The 15811-nt window shown below is 73.8% G+C and carries 20 protein-coding genes; 8 read left to right on the forward strand and 12 right to left on the reverse strand.

The features are described 5' to 3' along the window. Positions 1 to 8: 8 nt before the first annotated feature. From CO540_RS25550 to CO540_RS25560, 3 genes are all read left to right on the forward strand, one after another. Positions 9 to 425, forward strand: coding sequence for a CBS domain-containing protein (locus CO540_RS25550; RefSeq protein ID WP_091571557.1), 417 nt, complete (start codon positions 9 to 11; stop codon positions 423 to 425). Positions 426 to 579: 154 nt separating this feature from the next. Then, the gene (locus tag CO540_RS25555; RefSeq protein ID WP_099163929.1) at positions 580 to 951 is read left to right on the forward strand and encodes an SCP2 sterol-binding domain-containing protein; all 372 of its coding nucleotides are present in this window, start codon (positions 580 to 582) and stop codon (positions 949 to 951) included. After that, complete coding sequence (locus CO540_RS25560; protein WP_099163930.1) at positions 951 to 3011, forward strand: glycogen debranching N-terminal domain-containing protein; 2061 nt, start codon at positions 951 to 953, stop codon at positions 3009 to 3011. Before CO540_RS25555 ends, CO540_RS25560 begins: the two co-directional genes overlap by 1 nt. Positions 3012 to 3020: 9 nt before the next feature. Here the strand turns inward: CO540_RS25560 and CO540_RS25565 are convergent, their stop codons facing one another. Both CO540_RS25565 and CO540_RS25570 read right to left on the reverse strand, forming a co-directional pair. Further along, entirely contained in the window at positions 3021 to 3413 is a 393-nt protein-coding gene (locus tag CO540_RS25565; RefSeq protein ID WP_099163931.1) for a VOC family protein, read from the reverse strand. An 11-nt stretch (positions 3414 to 3424) separates the two neighbouring features. Continuing rightward, positions 3425 to 4084: an alpha/beta hydrolase gene (locus CO540_RS25570; protein ID WP_099163932.1), complete on the reverse strand. Its 660-nt coding sequence runs from the start codon at positions 4082 to 4084 to the stop codon at positions 3425 to 3427. 99 nt (positions 4085 to 4183) lie between these two features. Here CO540_RS25570 and CO540_RS25575 point away from each other — a divergent pair, with 99 nt between their 5' ends. After that, positions 4184 to 4936, forward strand: a complete 753-nt coding sequence (locus CO540_RS25575) for a 1-acyl-sn-glycerol-3-phosphate acyltransferase (protein WP_099163933.1) — start codon at positions 4184 to 4186, stop codon at positions 4934 to 4936. Between the two features lie 75 nt (positions 4937 to 5011). On the opposite strand, the gene CO540_RS25580 is transcribed toward CO540_RS25575, so the two are convergent. From CO540_RS25580 to CO540_RS25600, 5 genes are all read right to left on the reverse strand, one after another. Beyond that, entirely contained in the window at positions 5012 to 5755 is a 744-nt protein-coding gene (locus CO540_RS25580) for a hypothetical protein (protein WP_099163934.1), read from the reverse strand. A gap of 74 nt (positions 5756 to 5829) precedes the next feature. After that, positions 5830 to 6546 (reverse strand): response regulator transcription factor, encoded by a 717-nt coding sequence (locus tag CO540_RS25585; RefSeq protein ID WP_099163935.1) that lies wholly within the window; start codon positions 6544 to 6546, stop codon positions 5830 to 5832. Further along, positions 6516 to 7718, reverse strand: a complete 1203-nt coding sequence (locus CO540_RS25590; protein WP_099163936.1) for a hypothetical protein — start codon at positions 7716 to 7718, stop codon at positions 6516 to 6518. The genes CO540_RS25585 and CO540_RS25590 overlap by 31 nt, the downstream gene beginning before the upstream one ends. Continuing rightward, on the reverse strand, positions 7708 to 8880 hold the full coding sequence (locus tag CO540_RS25595) for a sensor histidine kinase (protein WP_099164935.1): 1173 nt from the start codon (positions 8878 to 8880) through the stop codon (positions 7708 to 7710). Before CO540_RS25595 ends, CO540_RS25590 begins: the two co-directional genes overlap by 11 nt. Positions 8881 to 9006: 126 nt before the next feature. After that, entirely contained in the window at positions 9007 to 9807 is an 801-nt protein-coding gene (locus CO540_RS25600) for a class I SAM-dependent methyltransferase (protein ID WP_099163937.1), read from the reverse strand. A gap of 73 nt (positions 9808 to 9880) precedes the next feature. On the opposite strand from CO540_RS25600, the gene CO540_RS25605 reads away from it, so the two are divergent. After that, entirely contained in the window at positions 9881 to 10321 is a 441-nt protein-coding gene (locus CO540_RS25605; RefSeq protein ID WP_099163938.1) for a hypothetical protein, read from the forward strand. Here CO540_RS25605 and CO540_RS25610 read toward each other — a convergent pair. Then, on the reverse strand, positions 10287 to 11138 hold the full coding sequence (locus CO540_RS25610; protein WP_099163939.1) for an alpha/beta fold hydrolase: 852 nt from the start codon (positions 11136 to 11138) through the stop codon (positions 10287 to 10289). The genes CO540_RS25605 and CO540_RS25610 overlap by 35 nt on opposite strands. Before the next feature lie 123 nt (positions 11139 to 11261). On the opposite strand from CO540_RS25610, the gene CO540_RS25615 reads away from it, so the two are divergent. Together CO540_RS25615 and CO540_RS25620 are read left to right on the forward strand one after the other, a co-directional pair. Beyond that, positions 11262 to 11738, forward strand: coding sequence for a GNAT family N-acetyltransferase (locus tag CO540_RS25615; RefSeq protein WP_099164936.1), 477 nt, complete (start codon positions 11262 to 11264; stop codon positions 11736 to 11738). A 21-nt stretch (positions 11739 to 11759) separates the two neighbouring features. Next, the gene (locus CO540_RS25620) at positions 11760 to 12320 is read left to right on the forward strand and encodes a hypothetical protein (protein WP_099163940.1); all 561 of its coding nucleotides are present in this window, start codon (positions 11760 to 11762) and stop codon (positions 12318 to 12320) included. A 43-nt stretch (positions 12321 to 12363) separates the two neighbouring features. Here the strand turns inward: CO540_RS25620 and CO540_RS25625 are convergent, their stop codons facing one another. Beyond that, a complete protein-coding gene (locus CO540_RS25625) occupies positions 12364 to 12801 on the reverse strand; it encodes a hypothetical protein (RefSeq protein ID WP_099163941.1) in 438 nt (145 codons plus the stop codon). Between the two features lie 115 nt (positions 12802 to 12916). Between CO540_RS25625 and CO540_RS25630 the strand changes: the two genes are divergently transcribed. Continuing rightward, positions 12917 to 14137 carry a Clp protease N-terminal domain-containing protein gene (locus CO540_RS25630; protein WP_099163942.1) on the forward strand — a complete coding sequence of 407 codons (1221 nt, stop codon included), beginning with the start codon at positions 12917 to 12919 and terminating at the stop codon, positions 14135 to 14137. A gap of 20 nt (positions 14138 to 14157) precedes the next feature. Here the strand turns inward: CO540_RS25630 and CO540_RS25635 are convergent, their stop codons facing one another. The 3 genes from CO540_RS25635 to CO540_RS25645 all read right to left on the reverse strand — a co-directional run bounded on the left by CO540_RS25635 (position 14158) and on the right by CO540_RS25645 (position 15760). Further along, positions 14158 to 14637, reverse strand: coding sequence for a hypothetical protein (locus CO540_RS25635; protein ID WP_099163943.1), 480 nt, complete (start codon positions 14635 to 14637; stop codon positions 14158 to 14160). A gap of 169 nt (positions 14638 to 14806) precedes the next feature. Then, complete coding sequence (locus CO540_RS25640) at positions 14807 to 15061, reverse strand: hypothetical protein (protein ID WP_157779177.1); 255 nt, start codon at positions 15059 to 15061, stop codon at positions 14807 to 14809. A gap of 3 nt (positions 15062 to 15064) precedes the next feature. Next, positions 15065 to 15760: an HAD family hydrolase gene (locus CO540_RS25645; RefSeq protein ID WP_099164937.1), complete on the reverse strand. Its 696-nt coding sequence runs from the start codon at positions 15758 to 15760 to the stop codon at positions 15065 to 15067. Between the last annotated feature and the right edge of the window lie 51 nt (positions 15761 to 15811).

Here is a 15811-nt window from a genome sequence, read left to right on the forward strand (position 1 = left end):
GGAGCACCATGACAACGGTCGGAGAGTTCATGACGACCCGGTTGGTGACGATGGACGGCAACGACACGCTCACCGCCGCGGCGCAGGAGATGCGCGACAGCGCCATCGGCGACGTGGTGGTGACCGACGGCGACAACGTGATCGGCATCGTCACGGACCGGGACATCACGGTCCGGGGCGTCGCCGAGGACATGAACCCCAGCTCCACCACGCTCAACCAGATCACCAGCAAGGACGTGGTGACGGTGAGCCAGTACGACGACGCGGTGGCCGCCGCCGACCTGATGCGCACCTACGCGGTCCGGCGGCTCCCGGTGATCGACGACGGGCGGCTGGTCGGCCTGATCTCGATGGGTGACCTGGCGGTGGAGCGGGAACCCCAGTCGGTGCTCGCGGACATCAGCGCCGACGACCCCAACAACTGACCGGTCCACGCGGTGACGCCGGCTCCCGGTTCGGGGGCCGGCGTCTCGCGTACGCCGACGGTCGCCTCACCCGGAACGGGCGAGGTTGACCCGCCGCCCGGCGGGGACCCGTGCTCGGACGGAGGAGGCCGGGAGCGCGGGAGGAGTCGGCCGGATGGTGGACATGACCACGAGATTCTTCGAGGACCTGGACCGGCGGGGGTTCGAACCCCTGCTGGTCAAGACGTCCGGGACGCTCCGGTTCGACCTGCACGAGGGTGCGCAGACCACGCACTGGCTGCTGGAGATCGACCGGGGCAACCTGCGCGTGCGGCAGGAGGACGGGGAGGCGGACACCGTGGTCGGCACCGAGCCCCGGCTCTTCGCCGACCTGGTCGGCGGCGAGGAGAACGCCGTCGCCGCGCTGCTGCGGGGCGACATGACCGTCGTCGGTGACCTGCGGCTGGTGCTCCAGGTCGAGCGGGTCTTCCCCGGTCCGCCGAACTCCCGGGGGCCGCACCACACGTTCCAGAGGAGGGCCGCCTGATGCCCGGGACCAACACCGTCCGGATCCTGGACGGCAACACGTTCGTGGTCTCCGAGGACACCGGTGACATCGAGGCCACGCCGAGCGAGCCGACCGGCCTCTTCTCGCTCGACACCCGCTACCTCTCCAAGTGGGTGCTGACGGTCAACGGCGAGCGGCTCAACGCGCTGTCCTACGACGACCTGCAGTACTACGAGGCCCGGTTCTTCCTGGTGCCGGGAATGGCCACGCACTACGTCGACGCGAAGCTGTCGATCATCCGGGAACGGGCGGTGGGCGGCAGCTTCCGGGAGACGCTGACCATCCTCAACCACGACGAGAAGCCGGTCGACCTGGAGATCCGGATGGACGCCGGGTCCGACTTCGCCGACCTGTTCCAGGTCAAGGACGAGATCCTGAACAAGAAGGGCGAGCTGTACTCCGAGGCGGAGTCCGACCGGCTGCGCCTGGGCTACCGGCGCGGCAACTTCAAGCGGGAGACGGTGGTCTCGGCGAACCAACCGGCCCGCTACGACCGCAAGGGCTTCGCCTGGAGCATCCACCTGGAGCCGAACGAGCAGTGGGACGTGCTCATCGACGTGCAGACGTTCGCCATCGGTCCGGGCGGTCGGGACCTGCGGATGGGGCTGCGCGCGCACGGCACCGAGCGGCTCGCGCTCCAGCACGACCTGGAGGAGTGGATCGACCGGGCGCCGAAGGTGAACAGCGAGCACGGACGGGTCGCGGCCACCTACCGGCGGAGCCTGGTCGACCTCGCGGCGCTGCGCTTCTCGCCGCTGTCGCTCGGCGGGCAGACGCTGCCCGCCGCCGGCCTGCCCTGGTTCATGACCATGTTCGGCCGGGACAGCATCCTCACCTGCCTCCAGGTGCTGCCGTTCGCACCGGAGATGTCGAAGACCACGCTGCGCATCCTCGCCGCGTTGCAGGGCACCCGGTTCGACGACTTCCGGGACGAGGACCCGGGCCGGATCCTGCACGAGATGCGGTACGGCGAGACCGCCGCGTTCGAGGAGCAGCCGCACTCGCCCTACTACGGCTCGGTCGACGCCACCCCGTTGTTCGTGGTGCTGCTCGACGAGTACGAGAAGTGGAGCGGCGACGTCGCGCTGGTCCGGGAGCTGGAACGGGAGTGCCGCGCCGCGCTGAAGTGGATCGACGACTACGCCGACCTGATCGGCAACGGCTACATCTGGTACGAGCGGCGCAACACCGACACCGGCCTGGAGAACCAGTGCTGGAAGGACTCCTGGGACTCCATCTCGTACGCCGACGGCACGCTGCCGCCGTTCCCGCGCGCCTCCTGCGAGGTGCAGGGCTACGCGTACGACGCGAAGATGCGCGCCGCCCGGATGGCCCGGGAGTTCTGGGGCGACCCCGCGTACGCCGACCAGTTGGAGCGGGAGGCGGCGGAGCTGAAGGCGCGGTTCAACCGCGACTGGTGGGTCGAGGACGGCGGCTTCTACGCGCTCGCCCTGGACCCGGAGGGGCGCCAGTGCGACGTGCTCAGCTCCAACATCGGCCACCTGCTGTGGAGCGGGATCGTCGACGACGAACGGGCGCCGATGCTCGCCGAGCACCTGGTGGGGCCCCGGCTCTGGTCGGGTTGGGGCGTGCGGACGCTGGCCGAGGGCGAGGTCCGCTACAACCCGATCGGCTACCACAACGGCACGATCTGGCCGTTCGACAACTCGTTCGTGGCGTGGGGCCTGCGCCGGTACGGCTTCGCCGAGGAGGCGGCCACCGTCGCCAACGGCATCCTGGACGCGGCCACCTACTTCGACGGCCGGTTGCCGGAGGCGTTCGGCGGCTACCAGCGGGACCTGACCAAGTTCCCGGTGGAGTATCCGACCGCGTGCAGCCCGCAGGCCTGGTCGACCGGGGCGCCGCTGCTGCTGATCCGGACGATGCTCGGGCTGGAGCCGCACGAGGGGCACCTGGCGGTGGACCCGCGGCTGCCGGTGGGCATGGGCCGGATCGAGGTGCTGGACATCCCGGGCCGGTGGGGTCGGGTGGACGCGTTCGCCCGCGGCCGGCTGGACCTGCACAAGCTGGGCGACTGAGCCGGCCGGTCAGTGCCCGGCGGGCGGCGAGGCGGCGTGTGCCTCGTTCGGGGGCAGCAGGCAGAACTCGTTGCCCTCCGGGTCGGCCAGCACGGTCCAGCGGGGCAGCTCGCGCACCACCGTCGCGCCGGCCTCCAGCACGGCGGCCCGCTCCTCCGCGTCGCCGACCAGGTCCAGGTGGATCCGGCCGGGCGCGGGCAGCTCGGCGGCGGGACTGATCCACAGGTCGGGCCGCCGCCCGTGCGGGTCGCGCAGGAGCACCGCCTCGCTCGGGGCGAGCGTACGCTCGGCGAGCTTCGCCCGGTCCGCCTCGACCACGGGCAGCCCGCTGACCGCGCTCCAGAACGGGGCGAGCAGGTAGGGGTCCCGGCAGTGGATGACGATCGCGGCGAGGTCGGGCATGCCTGTAGAACCTAGTCGGCCGGGACCTCCGGCAGGACGCTGTCCAGGAACGCGGCGGCGACGGCGCGCAGGTCGGGCCGGGCCAGGTCGAGCGCGTGGCCGCCGTGGGTGAGCCAGAGGTGCGTCGGGTGGCCGGCGGCGAGCAGCCGGGCGGCCAGCCCGACCGCCTGGGCGGCCGGCACCGGCACGTCGTCGCGCCCCTGCACCAGCAGCACCGGCACGCCCGAGCCGAGGTGGGTGGCGACGGTCGCGTCCGTGGTGGCACGGTCGCCGGCGGCCGGCGGGTGGCCCAGCAGGTCGGTCCACGGGTCGTCGCCGGGGGGACGGTGGCGCCGCTGCTCCGGGTCGAGCGGGTCCACCGGAGCCCAGTACGCCAGCGCGCCCGCCACGTCGCCCGGCCGGTCCACCCCGCGCAACGCGACCTGGAGGGCGAGCATCCCACCGGCCGAGTCGCCGCCGACCAGCAGCGGCAGGTCACCGGCCGAGGCCCGGGCCGCCCGCGCGGCGGCACGGACGTCGTCGAGCTGCGCCGGCCAGTGGGCCTGGTGCGAGAAGCGGTAGCCCGCCGGCACCACCCGCAGCCCGAGCGACGTGAGCGCGGCACCGTCCTCGTGGTCCCGGGCCCGCCAGCCCCCGCCGTGGATCCAGAGCAGCACGCCGCGTTCGGTCATCAGGCCATCGTGGCGGTGGCCGGGCCGGTAAACCACCCCGGTCTGCGCAGGGCAGAGCGGCCCTACGGTCGCGTAACCTACCCGGGGTAAAGTTGCCGGATGCCGGAGCTCGTGTACCCGCCCGTGATCACCGCCGCCAAGACGATGTTCCGCGCCCTCGACCTGCGCCTGGACGTGCAGGGCAGCGATCATGTGCCGCGCACCGGTGGCGCCGTGCTGGCGTCCAACCACGTGAGCTACCTCGACTTCATCTTCTGCGGCTACGGCGCGCACGAGTCCCGCCGGCTGGTCCGGTTCATGGCCAAGGACAGCGTCTTCCGGCACCGGATCTCCGGGCCGCTGATGCGCGGCATGAAGCACATCCCGGTCAACCGCGCCGCCGGCGCCGGGTCCTACGCCGCCGCGGTCGGCGCGTTGCGCCGGGGCGAGGTGGTCGGCGTCTTCCCGGAGGCGACGATCAGCCGCTCCCTCACCGTGAAGGACCTGAAGAACGGCGCCGCCCGGATGGCGCAGGAGGCCGGCGTGCCGCTGCTGCCGGTCGCGCTCTGGGGCACCCAGCGGTTGTGGACCAAGGGCCGGCCGCGCACGCTGACCCGCCGGCACACCCCGATCACCATCCTGGTGGGGGAGCCGATGGACCCGGCCGCCTACCCGGACGGCAACGCCATGACGGCCGACCTGCGTACCCGCCTGTCGGCGCTGGTCGACCGCGCCCAGCGGGAATACCCGGACCAGCCGGCCGGCCCGGACGACGCGTGGTGGCAGCCGGCGCATCTGGGCGGCAGCGCGCCCACGCCGGAGCAGGCCGCCGAACTGGACCGGTCGGACCGCCGCTCCCGCAGCACCTCCTGACCCTCCGCGTCCACGTCCCCACCGCCCAGGACGGGCGGGCGGGGACGACCGGACGGCGGTCGACGGGGAGAGGCGTCAGCAGGCGGAGCCGGGCTGGTCGCGGACCGGGAAGTCGGTCACCGGCCAGGCGGGCGTGTCCACCGCCAGCGGGCGGTAGTAGTCGTCCCGGGACAGGAACTCCACCGGCAGCGAGCCCGGCAACGTCACCGCGCCCAGCGTCGGACCGGGGGACGCGGCCACCCGGGTGGCGAGGACGTCGCGTTCCGGCGGGGACAGGTCCACCAGGTCCGGGTGGGCCAGCCGGAACCCGGCCACCGACCGGCGTACCTGCCGGGCCAGCGCGGTGACCAGGTCGACGGGGCCGCTGAGCGCGAGCGCCGGCTGCCGGATGGTGCGCAGCGCGTCGCAGACCACGCGCAGCTCCGCGGTGTCGTCGCCGACCTCGGCCAGCTCCAGTCGGGACGGCCACTGCCAGCGGATCTGACCGCTGACCAGACGGGACAGCCGGACGGTACGCCGGTGCCGGGCGTCCGTCCGGCTGTCCCGCCCGGAGACCAGGGACAGCTCCGAGCCGGTGCAGACGTACGCCAGCCGCCGGTCGGTCACCGTGACGGACGCCGGGGCGGGCATCGCCCAGCAGCGCACGTCCTCGGACGGGCCGAGCAGGTGACCGGCGACCGGCAGCCGGTGCTGGCCGAGCAGCCGCTCGCCCGGCTCGGGCACCAGCGCGTAGCGCCGGTCGAGCACGGGACGGGTGGGGTCGTCGTCGGCGTCGAACCGGTGTGGCCCGATGAAGAAGGGTGCGGCGTCCTCCGGCACGGTACGACCTCCCGGTGACGGTTGGCGATACTGACGAGCCTCGCGGATTCCTGGGGTGATTGTCATGACAGCCGTTAGGGGGTCGGCCGGTCGGCCGACGCCTGCGACCGGTAGATGCCGATATCTTCCGGTCGGACGAGGCCGTCCTCGATCGCCCGGGCGAGGAGCGCCGCCTTGGTGGCGGCCGGACGCCCCGCCCGGGTGTACTTGATGCGCGCCCGGTCGACGTACTGCTTCACGGTGTGCTCGCTGATCTGCATCCGCCGGGCCACCGACGCCTTCGACATCGACTGGAACCACAGCAGCAGCGCCTCGCGCTCCTTGTCCGACAGGGACGGACGGTCCGGGCGCGCGTCGCCGACCATCGCCCCGGCCAGCGCCGGCGGCACGTACGGGCGGTCGCTCGCCGCGGCGAGCACCGTGGCCACGCAGTGCTCGCGCCCCTCGTGCTTGGCCAGGAACGCGATCGCCCCCGCGTCCAGCGCGGCCAGCATGGTCTGCGGGTCGGTGTGCTCGGAGTAGACCACCACCCGCCGCCCGGCCGCGCTCAACTCGGCCAGCTTGTCGAGCACCATCCGCCCGTGCAGGCGCAGGTCGAGCAGCACCACCTCGGCGTCCGGCGCCGCCCGCAGCACCGCGTCCGGGTCGTCCCCGGTGGCCAGTACCCGCAGCCGTGGCTCCGTGGCCAGCCAGGCGCGCACCCCGTCGATGACGACGGGATGGTCGTCCACGATCGCCACCCCGATCGCCCGTCCCGCGTTCACATCCGCCGCCAGCGGGTCTGCGTCCATCTGATCTCCCCGTCCCGCTCGTGCAGATGCTCCACCGACCCGTCCCCGCCCGGTGGGGCGACGCCGTCGTCCGGGCCGTCGTGGTCCGGTGTCACCAGGCTGACCACCACCTCGTCCGGGCCGGCGACCACGGTCAGCCGGGCCCACCCTCGGGCGCCGGCGAGCGCCGCCGTCAGCGGGTCGGCCAGGCCCCGGCGCACCTCGACCGGCAGCGCCGGCGGGGTGCCGACCGCGACCAGCTCGATCGGCAGGCCGTTCCGCTCGGCCAGGTCGGCGGCGGCGCGCAACTCGTGCAGCAGCGGGTCGGGCACGTCGTCCGACTCGGCGATCAACCGGCGCAGCCGGGCCGCGGCCAGCACCGCGCGGCGGCGTACCGCCGGGTCGGCCGGATCGGCGTCCCCGGCGGCCAGGGCGGCCAGCACCTCCTCGGCCGTGCCGCTGACCAGCGCGAGCCGTTCCTGCCGTTCGCCGCGGGCCCGCTCGGCGGCCTCGCGCTCCGCGGCCACGGCCAGCACCGCCGCGGCGGTGCCGGCCCGGTCCCGGACCAGGGCGGTCAGCGCCGCCGCGCCCGCGAAGACCGCCACCGGCAGGGTGGAGGTGCCGTAGACGTACATCGCGTAGCGGCTCAGGTCGGCCGGCGCGGTCGCCCCGTGGAGCACGACGGCGGCCAGCGCGATCGTCGCGTGCGCGGCGAGCAGCGCGAGCAGCCAGCGCACCGGCCGCCGCCAGAGCACCAGCAGGAAGAACCACGCCAGGCCGCCCCACACCCAGTTGGCGGAGGTGAACAGGAACCGCCCGCCGGCCGCCGCGAACACCGCCGCGTCGACCACCAGCAGCACCGCGGCCAGTCGCCCGGCCGGGGGCAGGCCGCCACGCAGCAGGCGTACGCCGGTCGCGACGCCGACCAACGCGGTCACCAGCCAACCGGCGGCCACCACCGCCGGGGCGGCCATCCCGGGACCGGCCGCCAGCACCGCCGGCAGCCCGATCGCCAGATGCCAGGCGAGCGCGATGACGACCGCGACGACCCGGGCGCCCCGGTCCGACGCGTCCGCCACCGCGTGCGCCTCCGGCGGGGCGGAGGCGGTCCCGGAGCGCGCCGCCAGCCGGGGCCGGGGCAGGGTACGCGGCGCGGCGCCGGTGGTCACCGCCGTACCCGCCTCAGTCGCCATTCGACCACTCCAACCGGACTCCGGTGCCGGCGCCAGGGGCGGAGGTCACGACCGCCCGGCCGTCCACGGTGGCCATCCGACCGTGGATCGACTCGCGCAGCCCGTACCGGTGCGCCGGGACGGTGGTCGGGTCGAAGCCGGGACCGTCGTCGACCACCTCGACCACGACGGCGCGCCCCTCGCGGGCCAGGCGCAGCGTGGTGGTCGCGCCGGGCGCGTGCCGCGCGACGTTGGCCAACGCGGCGGCGGCGCTGTCCGCGAGCGCCGCGGCGACCTCGGCCGGCACCCGGCACGGCGCCAGCGTCGCGGCCACGGACAGCTCGGGCAACCCGGCCACCACCGCGCGGAGCCGCTCGTCCAGGTCCACGTCGCCGGTCGCGGTCCGCGCGCCGGCCAGCGCGGTGAGGGTACGCAGGTCCGCCGCGCACCGCTCGCGCAACGCCGCCGAGCTGCCGGGAACCGCGCCGAGCCCGACCATGGTGAGCGTCCCCAGGACGGTGTCGTGCAGGTCCCGGTGGTGCCGCCGTTCGGCCTCGCGCGCGGCACGGGCCACCACCGCCTCGTGGGAGAGGCGCTGGTAGTCCGCGAACGCCGCGTCGGCCCGCCCGATCCGCCGGCGCATCACCGCCGTCATCACCGCAGTGCAGCCGGTCTGCACCAGCAGCGTGCCGGTGTGCGCCCGCGCCTCGACCGGGTTCCCGGCCACCGTGGCCCCGGTGGCGTAGGCGGCGGTCACCAGCAGGCCGGCCGGCACCGACCAGCGGGCCGGGGCGGTGGCCTGCGCGTTGATGACCGTGGTGCTGGCCAGCACCGCGACCCAGCTCGCCTCGCCCGGGAGCACCTCCGGGGCGACCAGCCAGGGCAGGGCGAGCACGGCGGCGGTGGTCAGCGCCACGTCACCGGCGACCAGCGCGCCGCCGATGCCGTGCCGCAGCGCGCGGAAGGCGTACCAGCCGGACCAGGCGGTGAGCAGCGCGACGGCGGGCAGCAGCAGCGCCACCCGCACCGGCGGCGTCCGCACGGACAGCGCGACGACCGCGCCGACCAGGCCGCAGGTGAGTCGCAGCAACGCGGGCAGCGTGGTGAAGATCAGGGTGAACGCGCCGCCCGCCGGACGGTCCAGAGGCGACCGGGACAGGGGCGTGGCGGCAGCGACCGGCATCGGGGAGGTGTCCTTCCGGCAGCGACCCGGCCGGGTCCGCACGGCATAGATTGACGCCGGAGAATAACATACCTTTTCGGAATTGGTCACCCTCGGTACGCGGTGCGTCGCTGCCGTACCCCCGGATCAGGCGCGTGCGACCGCGAGCAGGTGCGCGCTGGCCCCGAGCACCGACCAGTCCCGTTCGAACGTCTCGGCGCAGGCCACCGCGTCCTCGAACAACCGCTCGGACGGGGCGGTGTCGAGCGCGTTCAGCAGCGGCCAGAGCGGACCCTCCACCCCGTACACGGTCGGGTCGGGCAACCCGGCCGCGGTGAACTCGCCGACCAGCTCGTCCGGCCGATGGAAGTACGCGGTGGTGAAGCCCGTGCGCGGGTCGTTCACCCCGGTCGCGTACTCCTCCCGCAGCAGCCAGCGGTTCTCCTCGTCCACCAGGCCCCGCGCGGTCAGGTCGATCAGGGCCGCGTTGCGGCTGATCACGGCCGCCACCACCGGCCCACCCGGCCGGGTCAGCCGGGCCGCCTCGCGCAGCGCCGCCACCCGGTCCGCCCGGTCGGGCAGGTGGTAGAGCGGGCCCAGCAGCAGCGTCGCGTCGGCCACCGCGTCCGGCAGCGGCACCGCCCGGGCGTCCCCGACCGTGGCCGTGACCAGCGGATACGCGGCCCGCGCGGCGGCCACGTGCGCGGGCACCAGGTCGACCAGGTGCACCCGGTGACCGGCGGCGGCGAGCGGGCCCGCGTAGGCCCCCGGGCCGCCGCCGATGTCCAGCACGTCGGCGGGCGGGGCGGGCAGCAGCCGGGCCAGCAGGTCGCGGGTGCGCCGGCCCTCCAGCCGCCCCTGCGGCGACCGGTCGAGGCGGTCCGCCTCGACGAAGACGTCGGTGTAGTAGGTGCGGATGTCCGGCTCGGGTGGACGGTGTGCGGGCATCCGTCGATGGTCGCCGAGAAGCGGAGGACCGGCATCCGGTTTACCGGTTGACCGGGCTCCCTACCCTGCCGGCATGGCGTACGAGCCGGCCATGGTGCCACCGAAGAAGTCCAAGCGGACGCTGTTCATCGTGCTGGGTGTGGTGCTCGCCCTCTGCTGCTCGGGCGGCGTCGTGGGTGGCTTCGTCCTCTACCGGGTGGTGCAGGACGCCACCGGTCCGGCCCGCGCCACAGTGGACACCTTCGCCGGCGCGGTCGTCGCCCGCGACTATCCGGCCGCCTACGAGCTGTTCTGCGCCGACGTGCGCGACCGGCTCGGCGAGGCGGACTTCGTCCGGCAGCAGTCCGCCCAGCCGGAGCTGACCGGTTACGAGATCGTCGGGTTGAACGTCACGAACAACAACGGCCGGGTACGCGGCTCGGCGAACGTCCGCTTCACCCCGCGCGAGGGTGTCGCCATCACCCAGGTCCTCCCGCTGGTCAAGGAAGACGGGGACTGGCGGATCTGCGACTGAGCCACTCCAGCGCCGGCTCGGCGTGCCGCAGCACGGAGATGTGCCCGTCCTCGGGGAAGGTGCGCAGCTCGGCGGCGGGGCAACGGTCGGCCAGCCACCGCGCGTGCGCCACCGGCGCGATGCCGTCCCGCTCGCCGTGCACCAGCAGCACCGGCGCGGTGACGGCGGCCGGGTCGAAGCCCCACGGCCGCACATATGCCAGGTCGTCGGCGATCGACCCGTCGGGGCCGGCCGCCACCGCCGGGCCGACCACACTGTCGAACCAGGACCACTCGGCGTGCAGCGCGGCCAGGTCGGCCTCGGTGAACTCCGGGTCGTACTCGACGTCGGACGCCTCGTGCGCCTCCTTGGCCGCCCGCCCGGCAGCGGCGGCGCGCAGTGCCGCCACCCCGGACGGCACCATGCCGGCGAACCAGTCCAGCCCGGCCGCGCCGTAGGGCGCGAGCCCGGCGCCGACCACCACCGCGACCACCCGGTCGGCCAGCAACGCGCCGCAGGCCAGGGCGTGCGGGCCGCCGCCGGAGTGGCCCATCGTCGCGAACCGGTCGAGACCCAGCGCGTCGGCCACCGCGGCCACGTCGCCCGCCACCGAGGCGACGTCGCGGTCGGGCAGCGGGGTCGACCCGCCGTAGCCGGGGCGGTCGTGCGACACCCAGCGCAGGCCGAGGCGGTCGGCGGCGGCGAACAGCGGCGCGGGCGGGGCGCCGACGTTCGGCGTGCCGTGGTGCCAGAACACCGGCAGCCGGTCCGCCCCGCCCGTGTCGTAGACGTGCAGGGTGCGGCCGTCGGGCAGGCGGAGATCGGTCTCGGTCACCATGCGGGGAGCCTACGGGCGGCGGGCGACACTTCCGGCCGCTATGGTCGGCGCGTGACCGGGACGAGCAGGGCCGACGGCGTACCGGCGGTGCGGCTGCGGCCGGTCGCCGAGGAGGATCTGGCGATGTTCCGCCGGTTCGCCACCGAACCCGGCCTGATCGGCCTGGACTGGGCCGGCTTCACCGACCCGCAGGCCCCGGCCCGGCGCTTCGCCCTCGACGGCTGGCTGGGCACGGAGAACAGCCGGCTGATGGTCGAGGTGACCGACGAGCGGACGGCGGCCGGCTTCGTCGGCTGGGGCCGGCGCGACTTCGGCGGCCCCACCTGGTGCTGGGAGATCGGCATCGCGTTGCTGCCCGAGTGGCGGGGCCGGGGGATCGGTGCGCGGGCGCAGGCGATGCTCTGCGACTACCTGTTCACGCACACGCCGGTGCAGCGGATCCAGGCCGGCACCCACCCGGAGAACACGGCCGAGCAGCGGGCGCTGGTGCGGGCCGGCTTCCGGTTGGAGGGCGTGGTGCGGGCGTGCGAGTTCCGGGACGGCCGCTGGTGCGACGGCCTGCTCTACAGCCGACTCCGCACCGACCCGCCCCCCGCCTGACGCTGGCGCACACTCCGCGACATGGTCACCGACATCCGAGGGGACGGGCAGACCCGAATGCCGATCCGAGTTCGTCGTCGAGCCACACTCCTCGCCGTACTGTCGCTCGGGCTTGTTCTGCTCTGCGGTGCCTGTCTGCACCCGCCGCGCCCCGACTACGACCTGGGCTTCGCGCGCATCGGCGACCGAACCGTCGTCCACGCGCCGATCTGCCCCGGGGACACGGTCGACGGGGTGGAGTTCCACCGGCTGCCCGACAAGGACAAGGGCGGTGACTTCGTGCTGCTCTGGGAGGCCTGGAAACCGACCGACGAAGACACACGCTCCGGCCTGATCGTCCTCGGCGCGGGGTTCGGCAACGTCCGGCAGGCGCCGCCGGCCCGGTTCGACAGGCGGTTGTCGGTGACGATCGTGACGACCGACGGCCGGACGTACTCCGATGCGCTCGAACTGCCGGAGGAGATGATCGCGTATCCGGCCGGCACGCCCGTCACCGAGATGTCGTTCGAGACCCAACACGGTCGGGTCAGCTACGACGCGTTGCGGGCGCACTTCAGGTCCGAGTACCGACGGTGCCAATGAGGCCGCCCGTCGAGACTGCTTCCCGTCGGCCGCCCCGAAGGTGTCAGTCCGGCGGTGGGGCGAAGGGACGGCGTCGAGGTTGCCGCAGCTCCCACTCGGCTGGACACAGGTAGGCCCAGGCACCCGACGTCACCGAGCTCATCTCGGGCAGCGCGGAGCCCCACCGTGGCGAGCGATCTCCGACGTGCTGCTCGTAGCGCTGGTAGACAGCCTGAAAGTGGTACCGAGCATCCGTTCGCCACAGGGCGTACGGCTGGTCGCGCATCCAGTCGCACGCCGTCTCGCCCTCGGCGACCAGATCGGCGGCGGGCGGCAGCACCGGTACGGGGTTGTCGCTCCCCGGATCGCCGTACCGCTGGAGATAGGCGAGGTAACCGTCCTCGTCCCTGGGGTGGGCGAGGTGGACGCCGAGGACGGTGGCCGGCGCCACCAACGCGCCGGCCAGCGCGACACCGAGCGCGATCCGTAGCCGCTTGCGCATACCGCAGAGGTTAGGCCGAGGACGCCCGATCCTGATCGGACGAACGGCGGTGGCGTCGTCGACACGCGCCGCCTACCGTTTGACGAGCGCGACTTCGTCCGAACGGGGAGGACCGATGCCGCCGTACGAGGAACAGCGACCGTTCGTCGCGTTCGGGGACCGGCCCATGACGGTCATGCGGCAGGCCTACGCGGTGGCGGTGCGCAACGGTTCGAGCAGCGTCGGCACCCTCGACCTGCTGTGCCGCGTGGCCCCGTACCAGAGGTCGGTCCCGCCGTGGCTGTTCGCGGGCGCCAACGGCGCCAACCTCATGCGGATCGTCGCCGACCCGCGCCGCCTCCCGGCCGGGCGGTCCGTCGGCGAGCTGGTGACGCAGCCCGTCGGCGAGTTCGACGCCGAGGTGCGGGCCGCGCTGCGCGAGGTCGAGTGGAGCGTCCACCGCCGTCCGAACAGGCGCGGCAGGGCCGACCCGACGGCTCCGCGGCACCGTCCGACCTGGACCAACGGTGCCCGGGGCGCGTTGACCGGCGCCCTGCGGGCGGCGCGCGACGGCCGGACCCCGTTCGCCAACCTGTCCCACCTCGTGCTCGGCATCCTGGAACTGCCCACCTGCGACGGAACCCGCTACGTCTTTCCGTACGAACACGCCCGCACCGAGGCCGTCGACCGGTTGCGCGCCGACCCGGCCATGCGCCGGGCCGACGACCCCCATCCGGACCTCGACGTGGAGAGGCTCGCGGTGTCGCCGGGTGCCGGGTCGCTGGGCGCCCGACTCGCGGGAAGGTTGTTCGCCCGCATGTCCCGACTGAGCCGCCTCGGACCCGTCCTGGCCGGAGTCGACGTCGAGGCGAGGCGACAGGCGGTCCGGCTGGGCCACGGCGTGATCGGGCCGCCGCACATGCTGCTCGCAGTTCTCACCCACGACGACACGCTCGCCGCGGCCCGGATCCCGCTGACCGCCGAACACGCCAGCCGTAACCAGGGCGCGGCCGTCCTCCGTGCCCACGGCGTCGACGCCGACCGCGTGCGCGACCTGGCCTCGCGACGTGGCGCTCCCGAGGAGCCGCCCGCTGAGGCGCTCGCCGAGCAACTGGGCAGTCTGCGCCCCGGCGACCCGTTCACCGGCGCCGACGTCACCGCCGCGATGGCACGGGCGATGGAGATGTCCCTCGCCCACCGTCACCCCGACACCGGCACCAGTCACCTTCTGCTGGCGTTGGTCGAGGACGACGCCGGCGAGGCCGCCGCGATCCTGCGCGAACTCGGCGTCGACCCGGAGTCGGTGCGCGCGCGGGTCGAACAGGACCTCCGTGCCGCACCGACCGCCTGGGCGTGACCGGAGTCGTCGGGCATGGCTCAGAGGCAGATCCAGCAGTAGATGTACTCCCCGTTCCCGCGCGCTCGCCGGGCCAGCCCGACGAACTCCCGCAGACGCGACAGCATGACCTCCGGCCGCGTGTCGCTGTAGTACGACAGCTCCTCGACGCGCGACCACCGCTCGGCCAGGCCCGGCAGGCGGTCGTCGGGGATCTCGGCGAGCGCGTCCCGGGCGCGTTCGCCCAGCACGACGACCCAGGGTCCCTCGTACTCGCGGTCCTGCGCGACGCCCTCCGGCCAGACGAGCCGATCCCCGACCAGGTCGGTGGACCACGGCACGTCGAGGGCGAACGCGACGACCTTGCCGAGGACGACGGCTGGATCGATCGCCGTGCCGTCCACGGCATCCGCGACGGGGGAGTTTCCCGCCCGCACCACGGGACCGCCGTCGGTGGCGGCCATCAGCTTCGCGACGGCCTCGTCGTCGGGAGCGCGGAAATAGTCGTACAGAACACCCACAGGAGCCTCCGGTCGGACGTGGTGCCGCCGCCGGCGGGCGACCGGGAGAACATATCCGAACGGCTGTACGGGGGCCGTCGCCCGCGCAGGGTGTCTGCCGGCGCCCGGGAGTCTCGGCCCCAGCGCCGTCGGCTTTCGCGCGGTACGCCCCGGCGTCCGTCGCCGCGCCTCAGCGGCACAGATCGCCGGGGTAGGCGTCCAGCTGGCCGTTCTTCCGCCTCACCACGAGGTGATACTGCGGCGTGCGGTGCTCAGGTAGCCCGAAGTCCTCGACCCAGATCGTCTCTCCGGCCCGGACCAGGACCGGGCGCTCGGGCACGAAGTTGCGCCACTCGGTGAGCAGCGTCAAGCGGTCCGCCTGCTCGGGCCCTGTCCGGTAGGGCCTGTTCACGCGGGGCCCCGGGTATCGGTTCTTCTTGCCCATGTCTCACCGCCCTCGCTCGCACGCTCGGTCGGCCGCCGTGTCGGGCACGCCAACGCCTCGCAGTACCTCGACAGCGGCCACTACGCCCGTGACGGTGCGGTCGGGCGGGGTGAGTTCCGCCGGCCATTCCTTCCCTCGGCTGACCCAGATGGTGGCGAGCCCTGCCGCGCGGCCACCCTCGACATCAAGTACAGGGCTGTCACCGATTGCCCAGCCCCCGCCCCGCAGATCGAGGCCGCACCCACGGGCCGCCGCCTCGAAGATCTCGCGTGCTGGCTTCCGGATGCCCAACTCTCCGGACACTGCCCAGGCATCGACGCATCGGTCCAGCCCGGTACGCCTGATTTTCCCCAGCTGATTGTCGGCCTGACCGTTGGTCACGATCGCGACCGTCCAGCCGTCGTCGCGCAGTAGCGTCAGCGACGCCAGCACCTCGTGGTGGCAGCTCACCAGCTCCGGTATCCGGCGTCGGTACTGCCTCCATGTCTCATCCACCGAAGCTGCCAGGCCGAAACGCTTCGTCACCTCGCCGAAGAACCAGTCGCGGGGCACGGACCCGTCCTGATCCATAGCGATCAGCCAGGCCAATGCGTCGTCCGGAAGTCCGCGATCGGCGCAGAACTCGACCGCCCAGCGCCGGAATGCCTCCGAACGGTCCACGAGCGTGTTGTCGAGATCGAAGAGCGCCAACCGCTGCATGGTCAACAACCGTACCGAGCGGTTGAGGCGGATCTCCTCGTCGGGCAGTCG

Source organism: Micromonospora sp. WMMA2032 (genome assembly GCF_002688545.1).
Lineage (GTDB): Bacteria > Actinomycetota > Actinomycetes > Mycobacteriales > Micromonosporaceae > Micromonospora > Micromonospora sediminicola.

Bases quoted from the DNA above. Each gene is read 5' to 3' on its own strand.
- CO540_RS25550 (WP_091571557.1), top strand. From the start codon at position 9: ATGACAACGGTCGGAGAGTTCATGACGACCCGGTTGGTGACGATGGAC.
- CO540_RS25555 (WP_099163929.1), top strand. From the start codon at position 580: ATGGTGGACATGACCACGAGATTCTTCGAGGACCTGGACCGGCGGGGG.
- CO540_RS25560 (WP_099163930.1), top strand. From the start codon at position 951: ATGCCCGGGACCAACACCGTCCGGATCCTGGACGGCAACACGTTCGTG.
- CO540_RS25565 (WP_099163931.1), bottom strand. From the start codon at position 3,413: ATGCCCGACCTCGCCGCGATCGTCATCCACTGCCGGGACCCCTACCTG.
- CO540_RS25570 (WP_099163932.1), bottom strand. From the start codon at position 4,084: ATGACCGAACGCGGCGTGCTGCTCTGGATCCACGGCGGGGGCTGGCGG.
- CO540_RS25575 (WP_099163933.1), top strand. From the start codon at position 4,184: ATGCCGGAGCTCGTGTACCCGCCCGTGATCACCGCCGCCAAGACGATG.
- CO540_RS25585 (WP_099163935.1), bottom strand. From the start codon at position 6,546: ATGGACGCAGACCCGCTGGCGGCGGATGTGAACGCGGGACGGGCGATC.
- CO540_RS25590 (WP_099163936.1), bottom strand. From the start codon at position 7,718: ATGGCGACTGAGGCGGGTACGGCGGTGACCACCGGCGCCGCGCCGCGT.
- CO540_RS25595 (WP_099164935.1), bottom strand. From the start codon at position 8,880: ATGCCGGTCGCTGCCGCCACGCCCCTGTCCCGGTCGCCTCTGGACCGT.
- CO540_RS25600 (WP_099163937.1), bottom strand. From the start codon at position 9,807: ATGCCCGCACACCGTCCACCCGAGCCGGACATCCGCACCTACTACACC.
- CO540_RS25605 (WP_099163938.1), top strand. From the start codon at position 9,881: ATGGCGTACGAGCCGGCCATGGTGCCACCGAAGAAGTCCAAGCGGACG.
- CO540_RS25610 (WP_099163939.1), bottom strand. From the start codon at position 11,138: ATGGTGACCGAGACCGATCTCCGCCTGCCCGACGGCCGCACCCTGCAC.
- CO540_RS25615 (WP_099164936.1), top strand. From the start codon at position 11,262: ATGTTCCGCCGGTTCGCCACCGAACCCGGCCTGATCGGCCTGGACTGG.
- CO540_RS25620 (WP_099163940.1), top strand. From the start codon at position 11,760: ATGGTCACCGACATCCGAGGGGACGGGCAGACCCGAATGCCGATCCGA.
- CO540_RS25625 (WP_099163941.1), bottom strand. From the start codon at position 12,801: ATGCGCAAGCGGCTACGGATCGCGCTCGGTGTCGCGCTGGCCGGCGCG.
- CO540_RS25630 (WP_099163942.1), top strand. From the start codon at position 12,917: ATGCCGCCGTACGAGGAACAGCGACCGTTCGTCGCGTTCGGGGACCGG.
- CO540_RS25640 (WP_157779177.1), bottom strand. From the start codon at position 15,061: ATGGGCAAGAAGAACCGATACCCGGGGCCCCGCGTGAACAGGCCCTAC.
- CO540_RS25645 (WP_099164937.1), bottom strand. From the start codon at position 15,760: ATGCAGCGGTTGGCGCTCTTCGATCTCGACAACACGCTCGTGGACCGT.